The sequence below is a fragment of the Rhizobium sp. N122 genome, from assembly GCF_002211295.1.
In the GTDB taxonomy this organism is placed as follows: Bacteria; Pseudomonadota; Alphaproteobacteria; order Rhizobiales; family Rhizobiaceae; genus Rhizobium.
Window position 1 is genome coordinate 25,653 of the sequence record NZ_LOKU01000023.1, and the last position, 17,740, is coordinate 43,392.

Sequence of the window (17,740 nt, forward strand, 5' to 3'; positions counted from 1 at the left end):
ATGCATCTGCTTCTGGCCCAGCAGGGAACGATCAGCGACGGCGAGGAGCCGATCGACCTCGGCCAGACGCCGGGCGACATCCTGTTCCTGTCGGCCGCCGACAGCGAGCTGGCGGCGATCGCAGCCGCTCATCGCGCCTGCGGTGGGCCGCATTCGCTGCGGCTTGCGAGCCTGATGAGCCTCAAACACCCGATGTCGGTCGATACCTATGTCGAGCGCACGGCGCGGCATGCGAAGCTCATTGTCGTGCGGGCGCTCGGCGGCGCCAGCTATTTCCGCTATGCGCTCGAGGCGCTGCATGCGGCAGCCTCTCGCTCCGGCGCGCGGATTGCTGTGCTGCCGGGTGATGCCAGGCCGGATGCAGGGCTGGCGCCCTTCTCGAACATTGCCTCCGATGATCTCGATGCGCTCTGGGCCTATCTCGTCGAGGGCGGCGATGCCAATGCGCGCGCCTTTCTCGATTATGCCGCGGCGATGCTCTCGGGCGCGGAGAAGCCCGCGCCGGCGGTACCTTTGATGAAGGCCGGCATCTGGTGGCCGGGGCGGGGGCTGATCGGGGTCGAGGAGTTGCGGCGGGTGACACATTCGACGGCGGTGGGGCCAATCGTCGCCATCAGCTTCTACCGCGCCCTCGTGCAGAGCGGCGAAACCGGGCCGATCGAGGCGCTGATCGAAGCCTTGCAGGCGCACGGCCTCCGGCCGCTGCCGGTCTTTGCTTATAGCCTCAAGGATTCCGTCTCGACCGGCATTCTCGAAAGCGTGTTTTCAGCGCTGAAACCCGATGTCGTGATCAACACGACCGGCTTTGCCGTCTCCGCGCCCGGCGCCGATCGGCAGCCGACGGTGCTGGAGGCGACTGGGGCGGTGGTGCTGCAGGCGATCCTGTCGGCCTCGTCGCGGGAGGCATGGGCAGCTTCGTCGCAAGGCCTGTCGGCGCGCGATCTCGGCATGAACGTGGCGCTGCCCGAAGTCGACGGCCGGGTGCTGGCGCGGGCGGTCTCCTTCAAGACGGCGGCGCGTTACGACGCCGCTGTCGAGACCAACATTGTCGCCAGCGAACCAGACGCCGGCCGGGTGCGCTATACGGCGGAACTCGCCGCCAACTGGGCGCGGCTGCGCGCCACGCCGGCACACGACCGGCGCATTGCGCTCGTCATGGCGAACTACCCGAACCGCGACGGCCGGCTCGGCAACGGGGTCGGCCTGGATACGCCGGCCGGCAGCATCCAGGTGCTTCGCGCGATGGAAGCAGCGGGTTACCCGCTCTCCGATATTCCGGCCGATGGCGACACGCTGATCCGGCATTTGATGGAAGGACCGACCAATTCGGGACATGACGGCCGCGTCATCCGCGAGACGTTATCCCTGAGTCTCTACAACAGCTTCCTGGCGTCTCTTCCCAATCAGATTCAGGATGAGGTCAGGGCCCGTTGGGGCGATCCCGGGAACGATCCGTATTTTCGCGACGGCGCCTTCGTCCTGCCTTTTGCCCGCTTCGGTGGCGTTCTCGTCGGCATTCAGCCGGCGCGCGGCTATAATATCGATCCGAAGGAGAGCTACCATTCGCCGGATCTCGTGCCGCCACACGGTTATCTTGCCTTCTACGCCTTCCTGCGGGGAAAATTCGGCGCCCACGCGGTCATTCATATGGGCAAACACGGCAATCTCGAATGGCTGCCGGGCAAGGCGCTGGCGCTGTCGGAGACCTGTTATCCCGAGGCGATCCTCGGGCCGCTGCCGCATCTCTATCCCTTCATCGTCAACGATCCGGGCGAGGGCACGCAGGCCAAGCGCCGGGCTGCCGCCGTCATCATCGATCACCTGACGCCGCCTTTGACCCGGGCCGAGAGCTATGGGCCGCTCAAGGATCTGGAAGCGCTGGTCGACGAATATTACGAGGCATCGGGCGGCGATCCCCGCCGCATCCGGCTGCTCAGCCGGCAGATCCTCGATCTCGTCACCGATATCGGCCTCGATCGGGATGCCGGCATAACGAGCGGCGAAAGCGAAGGCGAAGCGCTGAAGAAGCTCGACGCCTATCTTTGCGACCTCAAGGAAATGCAGATTCGCGATGGACTGCATGTGTTCGGCGTTTCGCCGGAGGGGCGGCTGCTGACCGATTTGACCGTGGCGCTGGCCAGGGTGCCGCGTGGGCTGGGCGAGGGTGGGGATGCGAGTCTGCAGCGGGCAATTGCGGGGGATGTGTTGAAAAACCCCTCCCCAACCCCTCCCCACAAGGGGGAGGGACTTACCACTGCGCTCGCGGCAACCTTGGCTACCAAAGCTGATGATGAGACGGTGCGCCCAGCAAGCCCCTCCCACCTGTGGGGAGGGGTTGGGGAGGGGCCTTCTTTCGACCCGCTCAACTGTGACATGGCTGCACTCTGGACCGGCCCGCGGCCCGCCATCCTCGCAGGCCTCCTCGACGCCCCCTGGCGCACCAACGGCGACACCGTCGAGCGCATCGAGCTGCTGGCGGCGAAATTCGTTGCCGGTGAGATGGAATGCCCGACTCTCTGGTCCCAAACCAGATTGGTGCTTTCCGAGATCGAGACCCGTCTCAAGCCTTCGATTCTTGCCTGCGGCCCGGCTGAGATATCAGGCCTGCTTTCCGGCCTCGACGGCCGCTTCGTGGCCCCTGGCCCCTCCGGCGCTCCGACCCGCGGGCGGCCCGATGTCTTGCCAACGGGTCGCAATTTCTATTCGGTCGACAGCCGCGCGGTGCCGACGCCGGCGGCTTACGAACTCGGCAAGAAATCCGCCGAGCTGCTGATCCGCCGCTATGTGCAGGATCACGGCGACTGGCCCGTCTCCTTCGGGCTGACGGCCTGGGGCACGTCGAACATGCGCACCGGCGGCGACGATATCGCCCAGGCGTTGGCGCTGATCGGCGTCAAGCCGCTCTGGGATGTGAGCTCGCGCCGCGTCACCGGCTATGAGATCATACCGCAGGCTGTGCTCGGGCGGCCGCGTGTCGACGTGACGCTCCGGATCTCCGGCTTCTTCCGTGACGCCTTTCCCGAGCAGATCGCCCTGTTCGATAAGGCGATCCGCGCCGTCGGCGCGCTTGAAGAGGACGAGGCCGACAACCCGATCGCAGCCCGCATGCGCGGCGAAGCGGCAAGGCTTGCGGCTGCCGGTCTCGACGCCACCTCGGCGAAACGCCGGGCGGGCTACCGGGTGTTCGGCTCCAAGCCCGGCGCCTACGGCGCCGGATTGCAGGCGTTGATCGACGAAAAGGGCTGGGAGCGGCGCGCCGATCTCGCCGAAGCCTATCTCGTCTGGGGCAGTTATGCCTATGGCGCCGGCGAGGAAGGCAAGGCCGAACGCGGCCTATTCGAGGAGCGGCTGCGCTCGGTGCAGGCCGTCGTTCAGAACCAGGACAATCGCGAGCACGACCTGCTCGACAGCGACGACTATTACCAGTTCGAGGGCGGCATGGCAGCGGCGGCCGAACAACTGACCGGCGCGCGTCCCTCGATCTATCACAACGATCACTCAAGGCCGGAAAAGCCGGTGATCCGTTCGCTGGAGGAGGAGATCGGCCGCGTCGTGCGCGGACGTGTCGTCAATCCGAAATGGATATCGGGCGTCATGCGCCACGGCTACAAGGGCGCGGCCGAGATCGCCGCCACGGTCGACTATCTCTTCGCTTTCGCGGCGACGACGGGCGCAGTCGGCGCCCATCATTTCGAGGCGGTCTATCAGGCTTTCGTCACCGATCCCGCTGTGCGCGATTTCATGGTGGAAAAGAATCCGGCGGCATTCGACGAGATGACGGCGCGGCTCTCTGAGGCGATCGACCGCAGCCTCTGGACGCCGCGCAGCAATTCGGCCCGGTTCGACCTGGCCAAACAACAGAATGAGGTGAACCGATGAGTGACGAGATCCCGGACAACGAAACGGCCAAGGACGATGCGCGCCATGCCGAGAAGATGGCGAAGAAGAAGGCCGCGCGCGACAAGATCATGGCGACCAAGACCGATGGCAAGGGGTTGATCATCGTCCATACCGGCAAGGGCAAGGGCAAATCGTCCGCCGCCTTCGGCATGATTTTCCGCCACATCGCCCACGGCAAACCGTCCGCCGTCGTGCAGTTCATCAAGGGCGCGATGTGGACCGGCGAGCGGGATCTGATCGAGACGCATTTTTCCGATCTCTGCCAGTTCCACACCATGGGCGAGGGTTTCACCTGGGAAACGCAGGACCGCGCCCGCGACGTCGCTGCGGCTTCTGCTGCCTGGGAGAAGGCCAAGGAACTGATCCGCGACGAGCGCAATTCCATGGTCTTGCTCGACGAGATCAACATCGCGCTGCGTTACGACTATCTCGATATCAACGAGGTCGTCGAATTCCTGAAGAGCGAGAAGCCCGCCATGACGCATGTCGTGCTGACCGGGCGCAACGCCAAAGAGGAATTGATCGAGATCGCCGATCTGGTGACGGAGATGGAACTCCTCAAGCATCCTTTCCGCTCGGGCATCAAGGGCCAGCCGGGCGTTGAATTCTGAGGCGTTCGAAGACGACGAGAGTAGGTTCGGCGGCTAGACGCCGAGCCAGACGCGCAGCGGATTTGCCGGGTCGGCGAGCAGTTTGACGGCAAGGGCGACGCAGACAATCACCAGCAGCGGCTTGATCAGCTTTGCGCCGATCCGCATGGCGAGCCGCGAACCGAGCTGCGCGCCGAGGAACTGGCAGACACCCATCAACAGGCCGATCTTCCAGAGTATCGCGCCGAAGCTTGCGAAGACGATCAGCGCGCCGAAATTCGAGCCGAGATTGAGGAGCTTGGTGTGGGCGGTCGCCTTCAGCACGCCGAAGCCCGCGAGCGTGACGAAGGCGAGCATGAAGAAGGAGCCGGTGCCGGGGCCGAAGACACCGTCATAGAAGCCGATGGCCGGGACCAGCGTCAGGCCGAAGGCGAAGGGCGTGATGCGGCGATGGGTATCGACGTCGTTGAGGTTCGGCTTGACGGCAAAGAAGATCGCGATCGACAGCAGCAGCACCGGCATGATCGCCTGCAGCACCTGCCCGGGCACGATCGTGGCAAGGGCAGCGCCGAGCGCCCCGCCCATGACCGCCATCAGCGCCATCGGCAGCTGTTCGTGAAGCTGCACATGGCCCTTGCGGGCATAGGCGAGTGTTGCCGAAGCGGCGCCGAAGATCGACTGCACCTTGTTGGTGCCGAGCGTCTGGAGCGGCGGAATGCCGGCGATCAGCATGGCGGGAACGGTGATGAGACCGCCGCCGCCGGCAATCGAATCGACGAAACCGGCAAAGAAGGCTGCCGCGCAGAGCAGCAGAAGCAGATGAAGGGCAATGTCAGGCAAGACGGTATTCCGGAGGGGCTTTCGGCTGGCTTTGTTGCATTTCCCGTCTCAAGCTGCAATGGCTGCAAGGACACAGCAGGGTACGTTCGGCAGCTTCGATGAGTGACATTCCCTTCGATACGGTCAGGCGCCACGTGCTCGGGCTCGGCTGCGAGCGCGGGACGGCGCCGGCCGAACTGCTGGCCCTGGCCATTGCCGCGCTTGAGGCGGCTGGTATCGGCAAGGCGGATCTCGCGGCTATCGCTTCCATCGATAGCCGCAGGCAGGAGCCGGCCATTCTTGCCGTCGCCGTGCATTTTGCGGTGCCCGTATTGTTCTTCGATGCGCCGCGGCTGGAAGAGGAAACGCCGCGGCTCAAAAATCCCTCAGATATCGTCTTTGCCCGCGTCGGCTGCCACGGCGTGGCGGAATCGGCGGCACTGGCGGCCATCGGCCCGGATGCGGAATTCTTGCTCGGCAAGATCAAATCCGCGCATGCGACGGCGGCGATTGCCCGCATCGGGTTGCAGAAAGGCTGACGGGCGTTATGGTGGCGGCAATTCGCGGCGCTGTCCGGCGGCTCGCGGTTTACATCTAGAGGACATATCATGCACAAGGTCATTTATGACACTGACCCGGGCGTCGACGACGCTATGGCGCTTCTTTTCCTGCACCGCCATCTTGAAATCGATCTGATCGGCATCACCACGGTATTCGGCAATGCCTCGGTGGAGACGACGACGCGCAATGCGCTCTTCCTCAAGCGCGAATGGAATATCCCGGCACCTGTCGCCAAAGGCGCCAGTGTCACCATCGACCCCTCGCGCGCCGAGCGGGAATGGCCTTTCATGGTGCATGGCGACAACGGTCTCGGCGATATCGCGGTGCCTGAGACGATCGACCTGCCGCTCGATCCGCGCCCGGCACATCGCTTCATCATCGACACGGTCCGCGCCCATCCGGGCGAGGTCCGCCTGGTGGCCGTCGGCCGGATGACCAATCTGGCGCGGGCACTGAAGGAAGACCCGGAGATTGCGCGCCTGGTCAAGGACGTCGTCATCATGGGCGGTAATTTCTACGTGCCGGGCAATGTCTCGCCGGTCGCAGAGGCCAATATCCACGGCGATCCCGAAGCTGCCGACATCGTCATGACCGCGCCCTGGAAGGTCACCGTCATCGGCCTCGACGTCACCTCGATCACCACGATGAGCCGCAGCTATCTCGGCGAAATGGCGGCCAGGGGCGACGGGGCGGTGAAGCTGCTCGACGCGCTGTCGCAGTCTTACATCGATTTCTACAAGCATGCGGTCGAAGACGGCATGATGGTGCATGACAGCTGCGCTTCAGTCTATGTCGTGGCGCCGGAGCTGTTCTCGTCGATATCGGGTGCGGTGCGCGTTGTCTGCGGCGGCATTGCCGACGGCCAGATCATCGTCAAGCCGGACGGCCGCCGTTTCCCGCCGGGCGACTGGGACGGCCTGCCCAGTCAGGTCGTCTGCACCGGCATCGAATCGGAGAAGGTCATCAATCTCATCCGCGATACGCTGCTTACGGTTTGACCCTTGAGAGGTCGGCTGCATCGCGGCCGGCCTTCGCGATCATATGATAATATATTCATATTGTTATCAGGGTTTTCGGAGAATTCGAATCCGCTTCCTCGCAAAGTGAGTCGCGGTTATCTCAGCAACTTCAAGTGAGGCGTGGCGCGCGGCGTTGACCTTGGCCTTTCCGGGGCCTAGATCAACAAAATGTTGAATAGCCAACTCTCCCATCTTCCGGCGCTGGAGCCGGGCAGCGTCTGGCTCGTCGGCGCCGGTCCCGGCGATCCAGGCCTCCTGACCCTGCTTGCCGCCAAGGGGCTTTCCCAGGCTGACGTCATCGTGCATGACGCGCTGGTCAACGAGGAATGCCTGGCGCTGGCGCGGCCGGAGGCGGTGGTGGAATATGCGGGAAAACGAGGCGGCAAGCCTTCGGCGATACAGCGCGACATTTCTCTGAGGCTGGTGGAGCTGGCGCGGGCCGGCAAGCGGGTGCTGCGGCTGAAAGGCGGCGATCCCTTCGTCTTCGGCCGCGGCGGCGAGGAAGCGCTGATGCTGGTCGAGCATAACATCCCCTTCCGCATCGTGCCCGGCATCACCGCCGGCATTGGCGGGCTCGCCTATGCCGGCATCCCGGTGACGCATCGCGACATCAACCATGCCGTCACCTTCGTCACCGGCCATGATTCTTCCGGCATCGTGCCCGACAGGATCGACTGGGAGGCGATCGGCCTCGGCTCGCCCGTTATCGTCATGTATATGGCGATGAAACATATCGCCGAGATCAGCGCCCGGCTGATCGCCGCCGGCCGGCCCGCCTCCGAACCCGTCGCTTTCGTCTGCAACGCCGCCACCGGCCGGCAGCAGGTGCTGGAAACGACGCTGGGCGAGGCAGCCGAGGCGGTCGCTGCCGCCGGGCTCGAACCGCCGGCCGTGGTCGTCGTCGGCGAGGTGGTGCGGCTCAGGGCCTCGCTCGACTGGCTCGGCGCGCTTGCCGGCCGGCGTTTGCAGCCCGATCCGTTCCGCCAGGCGGGCAAGGTGCCGGTATGAGCGGCCTCCTGATCGCAGCCCCTTCCTCCGGCGCCGGCAAGACGACGGTGACGCTTGGGCTGTTGCGGGCGCTGCGCCGGCGCGCCGTCGCGGTCGCACCTGGCAAGGCCGGCCCCGATTACATCGACCCCGCCTTCCATGCGGCGGCGAGCGGCACGCCTTGTCTGAATTTCGATCCCTGGGCGATGCGGCCGGAGCTGATCTCGGCCAATGCTGCCCTTCACCGCTCCGGCGACCGCATCCTGGTCATCGAGGCGATGATGGGTCTGTTCGACGGAGCGGCCGACGGAAAGGGGACGGCGGCCGATCTTGCCGCCCAGCTCGGCCTTTCCGTGGTGCTCGTCGTCGACGCTTCGCGCATGTCGCAATCGGTGGCGCCGCTGGTGTCAGGCTTTGCCGGCTTCCGCGCCGATGTCCGCGTTGCCGGCGTCATCCTCAACAAGGTCGGCAGCGAACGGCATGAGGCGATGTTGCGCCAGGCGCTGGAAGCGATCCGTATGCCCGTTGTCGCCGTAATCGGCAGCGACAAGGCGATTTCCCTGCCGGAACGCCATCTCGGTCTCGTCCAGGCCGGCGAGCACGCGACGCTCGAGAATTTCATCGACCATGCGGCGGACGCCGTGTCCGAGGAATGCAATTTCGAATTCCTGCTGCGCATTGCCAGGCAGGGGCTCAATCGGCCGTCGGCCGCCAATATCGATCGGCTGATGCCGATCGGCGCCCGCATCGCCGTGGCGCGCGACGTCGCCTTCGCCTTTTCCTACGAGCATATGCTGCTTGGGTGGCGCCGCCGCGGGGCTGAAATTTCGTTCTTCTCGCCGCTTGCCGACGAGGCGCCGGCCGGTGACGCCGATGCGATCTATCTGCCGGGCGGTTATCCCGAGCTGCATGCGGGGCAGCTCTCTCAAGCGCAGAATTTCCGTGCCGGCATGCTCGATGCGGCGGCGCGCGGCATCCGGATCTATGGCGAATGCGGCGGATACATGGTGCTCGGCGATGGGCTGATCGATGCGGCAGGCAAGCGCCACGAAATGCTCGGCCTGCTGCCTGTCGTCACCAGTTATGCCGAGCGCCGGCGCCATCTCGGCTATCGCCGTGTGACGCCGCTCGACGGCGCCTTCTTCGCGCGGACGATGACGGCGCATGAATTCCACTATTCCACCGTTGTCTCCGAGGGTGAGGGAAAGCGGCTGTTTACAGCGCAGGATGCGCTGGGAACCGATCTCGGTGCTGTCGGGCTGCGCCGCGGCCAGGTGGCGGGATCCTATATGCACCTGATCGACCTTGCGAGAGCGCCCGCATGAGCGCGCCGATTGCCCATGGCGGCGGCATCACCGCAGCCGCCGCCGGCTTCGGCGGCAGACCGGAAGAGTGGCTCGACCTTTCCACCGGCATCAATCCCTGTCCCGTCGCTCTGCCCGAGATCCCGGCACAGGCCTGGCGCCGACTACCGGACAGGCATCTCGTCGATGAGGCACGGTTTGCGGCCCGCGACCATTATGGCAGCGGCGAGATCTTGCCGCTGCCGGTGCCCGGAACGCAATCGGTGATCCAGCTTCTACCACGCCTGCTTTGGCGGGAAAGGCAGGTTGCCGCGACGGACGATCATATCGCCGCTGGGGACAACAGGGTTGCCGTGACGGACAACAGGGTTGCGGTGACGGACAACAGCGTTGCCGTGGTAGCGCCGACCTATGGCGAATATGCGCGCGCTTTTACGTCGGCTGGTTTTGCCGTCGATGCGGTCGGCGATGTCGCCGAGATCGGGGCGGAGCATCGGCTAGCCGTCGTCGTCAATCCGAACAATCCGGACGGCAGGATCTGGCCGGCCGAAGCGCTGATTGCCTTGCACGACAGGATGACGGCGGCAGGCGGATTTCTCGTCGTCGACGAGGCTTTCGGTGATACCGATCCGGCGCTGAGCCTCGCGGCCCGCGCGCAAGAACTTCCCAACCTGGTTATCTTCCGCTCCTTCGGAAAGTTTTTCGGGCTTGCCGGCCTGCGGCTGGGGTTTGCGATTGCGCGCAAGGATATCCTCGCGCGTTTCGAGGACTGGCTCGGCCCCTGGGCGGTCTCCGGCCCGGCGCTGTCGATTGCCGCCTCGCTGCTGCGGTCCGACGTCTCCGTGATTCGTCACTCTCTCGATGAACGCAGCGCCGCCCTGCAGACGACGCTGGCCTCGGCCGGGTTGCGGATCAGGGGAGGGACGGCATTGTTCACCCTAGTTGCCGATGGCAGGGCGAGTGACATTTACACGCATCTTTGCCGGCATCATATTCTCATCCGCAAGTTCGATTATGCGCCGGATTGGCTGCGTTTCGGCCTGACGCCGGATGCGGCGGCGGACAGACGGCTTGGTGAAGCTCTTCAGGGATTTGAGCGATGACGATCGACGAAAACCTTCTGGTCCTGCTTCTGGCGCTGCTGCTCGACCGGATCGCCGGTGATCCGCAATGGCTGTGGTCGCGCGTGCCGCATCCCGTCGTCATCTTTGGCGCGGCGATCTCTTACGCCGATCAGCAGCTCAATCCCTCCAGCCTTACGGGTTCCCAGCGCCGGATGAACGGCGTTGCGGCGATCCTGGCGCTGCTTCTGCTGTCGATCGCCGCAGGCTTCGTGTTCGACCGGTTCTTCGCGCTCTTCGGGCTTGTCGGCCTCGTGCTGGAGGCCGGCCTGGTGGCGATCTTCCTGGCGCAGAAGAGCCTTGCCGATCACGTCGCGGCCGTCGCTGTGGCCTTGCGCGGCGAGGGGCTTGCCGGCGGCCGGAACGCCGTCTCGCGCATCGTCGGGCGCGATCCCGAGACCCTCGACGAGCCGGCCGTCTGCCGCGCGGCGATCGAAAGCCTGGCGGAAAATTTCTCCGACGGCGTCGTGGCGCCTGCCCTTTGCTATGCCGTCTTCGGCCTGCCGGGCCTGCTCGCCTACAAGATGCTGAACACGGCCGATTCGATGATCGGCCACAGGTCGGAAAAATACATCGATTTCGGCTGGGCCGCGGCCCGGCTCGACGATATCGCCAACTGGCCGGCCGCGCGCCTCTCCATCCTGCTGATCGCCGCCGGCGCCTGGATCCGGCGCGGCATGAGCCCCTGCCGCGAGGCGATCCGGGTGGCGATGCGCGACGGCGGCCTGCACCGCTCGCCGAATTCCGGCCGGCCGGAGGCCGCCATGGCCGGCGCCCTTAACGTCCAGCTCGCCGGCCCGCGCATTTATGGCGGGGTCGTCGTGACGGAGCCGATGATCAACAACCCTGGCCGGGACACTGCCACCGCCGCGGACATCGAAGACGGCGTGTCGGTGTTTTATGCCAGCTGCATGGTGCTGACTGGCCTGACCTTCGGGTTGTTTCTGTGTTTTCTGTAGGGTGCCACGGAGCGCGTCCACACCGCGGTGGACAGCTTCTCCGCAAACGTTTATGCGAAGCGCCTCATATCTCATCAGACCGGAAGCAGAGCGATGACAGTTCAGGTTGAATTACCGTGCCCGAAGTGCAAGAGCACCAAGATGAAGTTCGAGCGGGCCGAGATCCGCGAGACGGATATCATCACCTGTGCCGCCTGCGGTCACAATCTCGGCACGATGGCCTCGATCCGTGAGAAGATGAACAAGGCCTACCAGCGGCTCAACCGGCCTTCGGCTCCACGCAAGCTCCAGTGAGGCGGATCGCTGTCCTGCAGCGGCGCTTCCGGCTTCAACGTGTTAAAATTGTGATTACCATTCGGGTTAAAGCTAAATAATAAGTATTGCCGTAGTCTCTCTGTCGTGAGGGCGCAATTAAACTGCGCGGGTGCGAAGAGGGGTTATTCATGAAGACGATTTTGGCGGCCGCCGCCGCAAGTTTATTGCTGCAATTTTCTCCCGTTGCCGCCGAGGCGGCGACGCTGGTCGCCAATATCAGTATCGGCAAGCAGACGATGACCGTCACCGAGAACGGCTTCGTCAAGTATCGCTGGAAGGTTTCGACCGCGCGCAACGGCTATGTCACGCCGACCGGTTCGTGGAGCGCCAAGTGGCTGTCGCGCGATCACCGTTCCCGCAAATACGACAATGCGCCGATGCCCTATGCGGTGTTCTTCAACGGCGGCTACGCCGTTCACGCCACCTTCGACCTGAAGCGCCTCGGCCGGCCGGCCTCGCATGGCTGCGTCCGTCTGCATCCCGACAATGCGGCCGAGTTCTTCTCGCTGGCGCGCCAGGCCGGCCTTGCCAATACCCGTGTGGTGATTACGCGCTGATTTTCTTTTCCAGCTCATCCATGTCGGGGACGACGATATGTCGGATGTTCTCGATGCGGATGACGCCGCTTTTGCGCAGCCGGGTCATCTGGCGGCTGACCGTCTCGATCGTCAGCCCAAGAAAATCGGCGATCTCGGCGCGCGATAGCGGCAGGTCGAAGGCGGTGCTGGTGGCTGTTTCCGGCTCGGCGTGCGTGGCGATGAGGTGGAGCAGGCTCGCGACCTTCTCCTCGGCGGTGCGCCGGCCGAGCGTCAGCATCCATTCGCGCGCGGCGTCCAGTTCCTTCAGCGCCTGATCGTGCAGGCTGCGCTGCAGCTCCGGGGTCTCCAGTATCATCCGGTCGAGCAGATTGCAGGGGAAGACACAGATCTCCGCATCGGTCGCAGCCTCGGCCGACAGCGTGCTTTCGCGCATGAACGGCCTGCCGACAAAATCGGGGGCGAATTGCAGGCCGACGATCTGCTGGCGACCGTCCGGCATCACCTTGCAGAGCTTCACCACCCCGCGCATGATGTTCGAATAGAAGGTGCTTTCCGCGCCTTGAGCGACGATTTCCGAACCGGTATCGACCTTGCGGCGTAGCGAGTGGCGGCCGAGTTCCTGCAACTGGCTGCTCGACAAGGCGCCGCAGACGACGCCGTGCCGGGCCTGGCAGGAGCGGCAAGCGACAGGCGTGCCGACCTCGGAAACCTTACTGCGTGCGACGTCCATTTCCTGATCCCTTCGAAATCCGGATGCAGCCGGCATGCCCGGGCATGGCTGGCTCTTCCGAGACGATTACGCCCCGATTGCGGGTTCGGCTATCCCGATTTCTTCCCGTGCCGTTTGATGATTATCAAAATCGCGGGGCTTGCGATTTGATCCAGATCAAGTGTCCGTGTTTGCGGCTCCGGCCGGGAAGGGCGCTTGCGCCGAGGCGAGGCCGTGCGCGGTTTTGATTCGGATGCTTGTTGGGCCGCCGGTGCAGGGGGGGGCAGCGGCTTCGCCCCGCCTGGGGTGACGGCAAAGGCCTGCATTCCATTGCTGTTTAGGCAACACCCGACCGGCAAATTGCCGCAACGCCCGGACGAAAGCATTGGCTTTTGAAATGGATTTGCCTATGAGGGGATTTAAATCGTCATTTCATGAGGTACAGCGCGTGACCGCTACATTCGATAAAGTTGCCGACATTATTGCAGAAACCAGCGAGATCGACCGCGCGACGATCACGCCGGAGAGCCATACGATCGACGACCTCGGTATCGACAGCCTCGATTTCCTCGATATCGTCTTTGCAATCGACAAGGAATTCGGCATCAAGATTCCGCTCGAAAAGTGGACGCAGGAAGTCAACGAGGGCAAGGTTTCCACCGAAGAATATTTCGTGCTGAAGAATCTCTGCGCCAAGATCGACGAGCTTAAAGCAGCCAAGGCCTGAAGACATAACCGTCTTTTTTGAGCGCCCTGCCGCCTGACTATGGCGGCCGGGCGGTTTCGTTCCTAACTAGGCGTCACCGGCGGGCGGATCTGGCCTGTCGGGCCGGAGGATCCGAATGCTGCTGGAATATTTCCAGATGATTGACCGCGTCGAAGCGGTGGACCTGAAGAAGGGCACGTTGAAGGCGCGATCCGTCGTGCCGGCCAAGAGCCCTGTGTTCGAGGGTCATTTTCCCGGCATGCCGCTCGTTCCAGGCGTGCTTCTGATCGAGACCATGGCGCAGGCCTCCGGCATGCTGGTGCTTGCCGTCACCGATTTTGCCGCCATGCCCTTCCTGATGACGGTCGACGGCGCCAAGATGCGCACCTTCGTCGAGCCGGAAGCCGTGCTCGACATCGAAGCGGTGCTCGAACACGACGGTTCGGGTTTTGCGGTCACCAAGGCTAAAATCACCAGCGCCGGCAAGAAGGTCTGCGATGCGCAGCTGAAGCTTCGCACCATGCCGTTTTCCGAGGTGCCGCTCGGCGATATCGTGAAGAAACGTGCCGGCGAGATCGGGCTTCTCGAAGCGATCGCGGCGCAGGGAGTGATTGGATGAGCAAGGCTGCAAACGACGTCGTCATCTCGGGCATCGGCATCGTCACCTGTCAGGGCGTCGGCAAGGATGCGCATATCGCGCTTCTCCAGGCCGGCAAAGCTCCGAAGGCGATCGTCGAGACCGAGAAGTTCAAGCCCTATCCGGTGCATCCGCTGCCCGAGATCGACTGGTCGCAGCAGATCGCCAAGCGCGGCGACCAGCGCCAGATGGAAAACTGGCAGCGCATCGGTGTCTTCGCCGCCGGCTTGGCACTCGACGATGCCGGCTTCAAGGACGATCTCGAGGCCTGCGGCGCGATGGATATGATCGTGGCGGCCGGCGGCGGCGAGCGCGACATCAATGTCGACACGCTGATCGTCGACGAGGCGCTGAAGCGCAACGACCGCGAATTGCTGCTGAACGAGAAGCTGACGACAGAGCTCAGGCCGACACTGTTCCTCGCCCAGCTTTCCAACCTGCTCGCCGGCAATATTTCGATCGTGCACAAGGTCACCGGCTCGTCGCGCACCTTCATGGGCGAGGAAGCGGCCGGCATATCGGCCGTCGAGACCGCCTTCTACCGTATCAAATCAGGCGAATCCTCGCATGCGCTTGTTGGCGGCGCCTTTGCGGCCGAGCGGCCGGATATGATCCTGCTCACCGAAGCGATCGGCGCCCATGCGCGCGGCGACTGGGTGCCGCTTTGGTCCCGCAGACCGAGCGACGGCGGCGGCATGATCACCGGTTCGGCAGGCGCCTTCCTGGTGCTCGAATCGCGTCAGCATGCGGAAGCGCGCGGCGCGCATATCTATGCGGTCATCGACGCGGTCGAAGGCGACCGCGGCAACCGCAATGCCGGCAATCTCGAGGTCCGGTTGGAGCGGCTTTTAGCACCTGCCGCCGAGCTTGCCGCCGAAAGCACGGCGATCTTTTCCGGCTCGACCGGCATGCACGACCTTGCCGCCCGTGAGCGAGCGGTGCTCGAACACCAGCTGCCGGGTGCCGCAATCCGCGGCTTTGGCGGCGTCACCGGCCATACGATCGAGACGCAGTTCACGCTGGGTCTGGCGCTTGCAGCGCTTGCCGTTGACGGCAAGGCCAAGGTTCCGCCCTTCGATGCCGCCCATGAGGCGCCGATGCAGGCAGGCGCCACCGCCGCCGTCGTGACCGCGGTCGGACACCAGCGCGGCGAGGGCGTCGCCGTCCTTTCCGCAAATGCGTGAGGAGGGAAAGATATGACAGCTTCCGCTTACAGAGATCACCTCGGCCGTCCGATCGTGGCCGTGACCGGCATGGGTATCATCACCTCGCTCGGTCAGGGTCTCAGCGACAACTGGGCAGCGCTTTCGTCAGGCACGTCCGGTATCCACGAGATCAACCGTTTTCCGACCGAGGGATTGTCGACGCGGATCGCCGGCACCGTTGATTTTATCAGCATCCCGGTTCCGAATGCCGTCGAGCGCTCCTATGCCTTCGCCCGCGAAACGACGATCGAGGCGCTTGCCGATGCCGGCCTTTCCGGCGATTTCAACGGCCCGCTGTTCCTCGCCGCGCCGCCGATCGAGCCGGAATGGAGCGCGCGTTTCGAGCTTGCCGATCGTTCGCCGGCCTCCGAGCATCCCGGGGACGCCTATGAGCGTTTCCTGACGGCACTGCGCCAGCGGCCGGATCCGGCCTTCCATGAGGCGGCCCTTTTCGGCGCCATTTCCGAGCGGCTTGCCGACCGGTTCGGCACGCGCGGCCTTCCCGTTACGCTGTCGACCGCCTGCGCCTCCGGCGTTACGGCGATCCAGCTCGGCATCGAGGCGATCCGCCAGGGCCGCACGACCCGCGCCCTGACGGTTGCAACCGACGGATCGCTGAGCGCCGAGGCGCTGATCCGCTTCTCGCTGCTGTCTGCGCTTTCGACGCAGAACGATCCTCCGACCAGGGCTTCCAAGCCGTTCAGCAAGGATCGTGACGGCTTCGTCATCGCCGAGGGTGCGGCGACCCTGGTGCTGGAATCGCTGGAAGCGGCGGTCGCCCGCGGCGCCAAGGTGCTCGGTATCATGAAGGGTGCCGGCGACAAGGCCGACAGCTTTCACCGCACCCGGTCATCGCCCGATGGCGGCCCGGCGATCGCGACGATCCGCGCGGCCCTTGCCGATGCCGGCATCGACGAGAGCGGCATCGGCTATATCAACGCCCATGGCACCTCGACGCCCGAAAACGACAAGATGGAATATGGCGCGATGTCGGCCGTCTTCGGCGAGCGGCTCGTCGGCATTCCTGTGTCCTCGAACAAGTCGATGATCGGCCATACGCTGACGGCGGCGGGCGCCGTCGAGGCGGTGTTCTCGCTGCAGACGATGTTGACCGGCACGCTGCCGCCGACGATCAACTACACCAATCCGGATCCGTCGATCGTGCTGGATGTCGTACCGAACAAGAAGCGGGAAGCGCAGGTTTCCGCCGTGCTTTCCAACTCCTTCGGCTTCGGCGGTCAGAATGCCAGCCTTGTCATGGCGCTCGAACCGGCTTAAGCGGTTCCCGACACATTTTCTGAGAGGAATTACGCCTTCGAGGCGAGGGGTTTTGCCATGCGCGCTTTGCAACTGATCGACGACCGCAAGCTGGAGATCACCGACCTGCCGGAACCCGAGGCCCCTGGCGCCGGCGAGGTGACGCTGCGCGTCAAGGCGGTTGCGCTCAACCATATCGACGTCTGGGGCTGGCGCGGCATGGCATTCGCCAAGCGCAAGATGCCGCTGGTCATCGGTGCCGAGGCTTCCGGCGTCGTCGAAGCGATTGGGCCTGGTGTCGCCAACGTGCTGCCTGGCCAGCTGGTCTCGATCTACGGCGCGCGCACCTGCGGCCTCTGCCGCCCGTGCCGCGAAGGCCGCGACAATCTCTGCGAACATGTCTCCGGCGTGCACGGTTTCCATCTCGACGGCTTTGCGCAGGAGAAGGTCAACCTTCCCGCGCGCCTGCTGGTACCGGCCCCTCCCGGCGTCGACGCGATCGGTGCAGCACTTGCGCCCGTCACCTTCGGCACGGTCGAGCACATGCTGTTCGACAATGCCAGGCTCGAGCCCGGCGAGACGATCCTCGTCCACGCCGGCGGCTCTGGCATCGGCACGGCGGCGATCCAGCTTGCCAAGAAAATCGGCTGCACCGTCATCACCACGGTCGGTTCGGACGACAAGATCGAAAAGGCCAAGGCGCTCGGCGCCGATCACGTCATCAACTACCGCACCGACCGCTTCGAGGGCGTGGTGCGCAAGCTCACCAAGAAGAAGGGTGTCGACGTCGTTTTCGAACATGTCGGCAAGGATACCTGGGCAGGCTCGATGCTCTGTATGAAGCGCGGCGGGCGGCTTGTGACCTGCGGTTCGACCTCGGGAGTTTCCACCGAGATGAACTTGATGATGCTGTTCCAGCAGCAGCTGAAGCTCTTCGGTTCGTTCGGCTGCCGCATGGAGAACATGGCCGATGCGATGCAGAAGATGGGCCGCGGGCTCGTGCATCCGGTCATCGACACCGAGGTCAGCTTCAGCGATATCGACCGGGCGCTGGAGCGGATGGAATCGCGCCAGATCTTCGGCAAGATCATTCTGAAGATGGATTGAGTTCC

17 protein-coding genes are annotated in these 17,740 nt (G+C 64.4%); 15 read left to right on the forward strand and 2 right to left on the reverse strand.

Annotated elements, in window-relative coordinates; translation table 11 throughout:
- Complete coding sequence (gene cobN / locus ATY75_RS16925) at positions 1–3,879, forward strand: cobaltochelatase subunit CobN (RefSeq protein ID WP_088938465.1); 3,879 nt, start codon at positions 1–3, stop codon at positions 3,877–3,879.
- Entirely contained in the window at positions 3,876–4,511 is a 636-nt protein-coding gene (gene cobO / locus ATY75_RS16930; protein WP_088938466.1) for a cob(I)yrinic acid a,c-diamide adenosyltransferase, read from the forward strand. Before cobN ends, cobO begins: the two co-directional genes overlap by 4 nt.
- A 33-nt stretch (positions 4,512–4,544) precedes the next feature.
- On the opposite strand, the gene ATY75_RS16935 is transcribed toward cobO, so the two are convergent.
- Entirely contained in the window at positions 4,545–5,330 is a 786-nt protein-coding gene (locus ATY75_RS16935) for a TSUP family transporter (protein WP_088938467.1), read from the reverse strand.
- 98 nt (positions 5,331–5,428) lie between these two features.
- Here ATY75_RS16935 and ATY75_RS16940 point away from each other — a divergent pair, with 98 nt between their 5' ends.
- From ATY75_RS16940 to ATY75_RS16975, 8 genes are all read left to right on the forward strand, one after another.
- The gene (locus tag ATY75_RS16940; protein WP_088938468.1) at positions 5,429–5,848 is read left to right on the forward strand and encodes a cobalamin biosynthesis protein; all 420 of its coding nucleotides are present in this window, start codon (positions 5,429–5,431) and stop codon (positions 5,846–5,848) included.
- Positions 5,849–5,917: 69 nt separating this feature from the next.
- The gene (locus ATY75_RS16945) at positions 5,918–6,868 is read left to right on the forward strand and encodes a nucleoside hydrolase (protein WP_088938469.1); all 951 of its coding nucleotides are present in this window, start codon (positions 5,918–5,920) and stop codon (positions 6,866–6,868) included.
- A gap of 189 nt (positions 6,869–7,057) precedes the next feature.
- A complete protein-coding gene (gene cobA, locus ATY75_RS16950; protein ID WP_088938470.1) occupies positions 7,058–7,897 on the forward strand; it encodes a uroporphyrinogen-III C-methyltransferase in 840 nt (279 codons plus the stop codon).
- Positions 7,894–9,201 (forward strand): cobyrinate a,c-diamide synthase, encoded by a 1,308-nt coding sequence (locus ATY75_RS16955; RefSeq protein WP_088938471.1) that lies wholly within the window; start codon positions 7,894–7,896, stop codon positions 9,199–9,201. Before cobA ends, ATY75_RS16955 begins: the two co-directional genes overlap by 4 nt.
- Positions 9,198–10,283 (forward strand): threonine-phosphate decarboxylase, encoded by a 1,086-nt coding sequence (locus tag ATY75_RS16960; protein WP_088938472.1) that lies wholly within the window; start codon positions 9,198–9,200, stop codon positions 10,281–10,283. Before ATY75_RS16955 ends, ATY75_RS16960 begins: the two co-directional genes overlap by 4 nt.
- A complete protein-coding gene (cbiB, locus tag ATY75_RS16965; protein WP_088938473.1) occupies positions 10,280–11,260 on the forward strand; it encodes an adenosylcobinamide-phosphate synthase CbiB in 981 nt (326 codons plus the stop codon). The genes ATY75_RS16960 and cbiB overlap by 4 nt, the downstream gene beginning before the upstream one ends.
- Before the next feature lie 93 nt (positions 11,261–11,353).
- Positions 11,354–11,554, forward strand: a complete 201-nt coding sequence (locus tag ATY75_RS16970) for a hypothetical protein (protein ID WP_064838911.1) — start codon at positions 11,354–11,356, stop codon at positions 11,552–11,554.
- A 149-nt stretch (positions 11,555–11,703) separates the two neighbouring features.
- Positions 11,704–12,132 (forward strand): L,D-transpeptidase, encoded by a 429-nt coding sequence (locus ATY75_RS16975; protein WP_049731878.1) that lies wholly within the window; start codon positions 11,704–11,706, stop codon positions 12,130–12,132.
- Here the strand turns inward: ATY75_RS16975 and ATY75_RS16980 are convergent.
- On the reverse strand, positions 12,122–12,844 hold the full coding sequence (locus tag ATY75_RS16980; protein ID WP_088938474.1) for a Crp/Fnr family transcriptional regulator: 723 nt from the start codon (positions 12,842–12,844) through the stop codon (positions 12,122–12,124). The genes ATY75_RS16975 and ATY75_RS16980 overlap by 11 nt on opposite strands.
- A 427-nt stretch (positions 12,845–13,271) precedes the next feature.
- Here ATY75_RS16980 and ATY75_RS16985 point away from each other — a divergent pair, with 427 nt between their 5' ends.
- The 5 genes from ATY75_RS16985 (at position 13,272) to ATY75_RS17005 (ending at position 17,735) form a co-directional block, all read left to right on the forward strand.
- Positions 13,272–13,550 (forward strand): acyl carrier protein, encoded by a 279-nt coding sequence (locus ATY75_RS16985; RefSeq protein WP_003540486.1) that lies wholly within the window; start codon positions 13,272–13,274, stop codon positions 13,548–13,550.
- Between the two features lie 115 nt (positions 13,551–13,665).
- On the forward strand, positions 13,666–14,148 hold the full coding sequence (locus ATY75_RS16990) for a 3-hydroxyacyl-ACP dehydratase FabZ family protein (protein ID WP_003564235.1): 483 nt from the start codon (positions 13,666–13,668) through the stop codon (positions 14,146–14,148).
- Positions 14,145–15,350 (forward strand): beta-ketoacyl-ACP synthase, encoded by a 1,206-nt coding sequence (locus tag ATY75_RS16995; protein ID WP_088938475.1) that lies wholly within the window; start codon positions 14,145–14,147, stop codon positions 15,348–15,350. Before ATY75_RS16990 ends, ATY75_RS16995 begins: the two co-directional genes overlap by 4 nt.
- Positions 15,351–15,362: 12 nt before the next feature.
- On the forward strand, positions 15,363–16,649 hold the full coding sequence (locus ATY75_RS17000) for a beta-ketoacyl-ACP synthase (protein ID WP_088938476.1): 1,287 nt from the start codon (positions 15,363–15,365) through the stop codon (positions 16,647–16,649).
- 57 nt (positions 16,650–16,706) lie between these two features.
- Positions 16,707–17,735, forward strand: coding sequence for a zinc-binding dehydrogenase (locus ATY75_RS17005; RefSeq protein WP_088938477.1), 1,029 nt, complete (start codon positions 16,707–16,709; stop codon positions 17,733–17,735).
- Positions 17,736–17,740: the final 5 nt, after the last annotated feature.

Bases quoted from the DNA above. Each gene is read 5' to 3' on its own strand.
- cobN (WP_088938465.1), top strand. From the start codon at position 1: ATGCATCTGCTTCTGGCCCAGCAGGGAACGATCAGCGACGGCGAGGAG.
- cobO (WP_088938466.1), top strand. From the start codon at position 3,876: ATGAGTGACGAGATCCCGGACAACGAAACGGCCAAGGACGATGCGCGC.
- ATY75_RS16955 (WP_088938471.1), top strand. From the start codon at position 7,894: ATGAGCGGCCTCCTGATCGCAGCCCCTTCCTCCGGCGCCGGCAAGACG.
- ATY75_RS16995 (WP_088938475.1), top strand. From the start codon at position 14,145: ATGAGCAAGGCTGCAAACGACGTCGTCATCTCGGGCATCGGCATCGTC.
- cbiB (WP_088938473.1), top strand. From the start codon at position 10,280: ATGACGATCGACGAAAACCTTCTGGTCCTGCTTCTGGCGCTGCTGCTC.
- ATY75_RS16975 (WP_049731878.1), top strand. From the start codon at position 11,704: ATGAAGACGATTTTGGCGGCCGCCGCCGCAAGTTTATTGCTGCAATTT.
- ATY75_RS16970 (WP_064838911.1), top strand. From the start codon at position 11,354: ATGACAGTTCAGGTTGAATTACCGTGCCCGAAGTGCAAGAGCACCAAG.
- ATY75_RS17005 (WP_088938477.1), top strand. From the start codon at position 16,707: ATGCGCGCTTTGCAACTGATCGACGACCGCAAGCTGGAGATCACCGAC.
- ATY75_RS16980 (WP_088938474.1), bottom strand. From the start codon at position 12,844: ATGGACGTCGCACGCAGTAAGGTTTCCGAGGTCGGCACGCCTGTCGCT.
- ATY75_RS17000 (WP_088938476.1), top strand. From the start codon at position 15,363: ATGACAGCTTCCGCTTACAGAGATCACCTCGGCCGTCCGATCGTGGCC.
- ATY75_RS16990 (WP_003564235.1), top strand. From the start codon at position 13,666: ATGCTGCTGGAATATTTCCAGATGATTGACCGCGTCGAAGCGGTGGAC.
- cobA (WP_088938470.1), top strand. From the start codon at position 7,058: ATGTTGAATAGCCAACTCTCCCATCTTCCGGCGCTGGAGCCGGGCAGC.
- ATY75_RS16960 (WP_088938472.1), top strand. From the start codon at position 9,198: ATGAGCGCGCCGATTGCCCATGGCGGCGGCATCACCGCAGCCGCCGCC.
- ATY75_RS16940 (WP_088938468.1), top strand. From the start codon at position 5,429: ATGAGTGACATTCCCTTCGATACGGTCAGGCGCCACGTGCTCGGGCTC.
- ATY75_RS16945 (WP_088938469.1), top strand. From the start codon at position 5,918: ATGCACAAGGTCATTTATGACACTGACCCGGGCGTCGACGACGCTATG.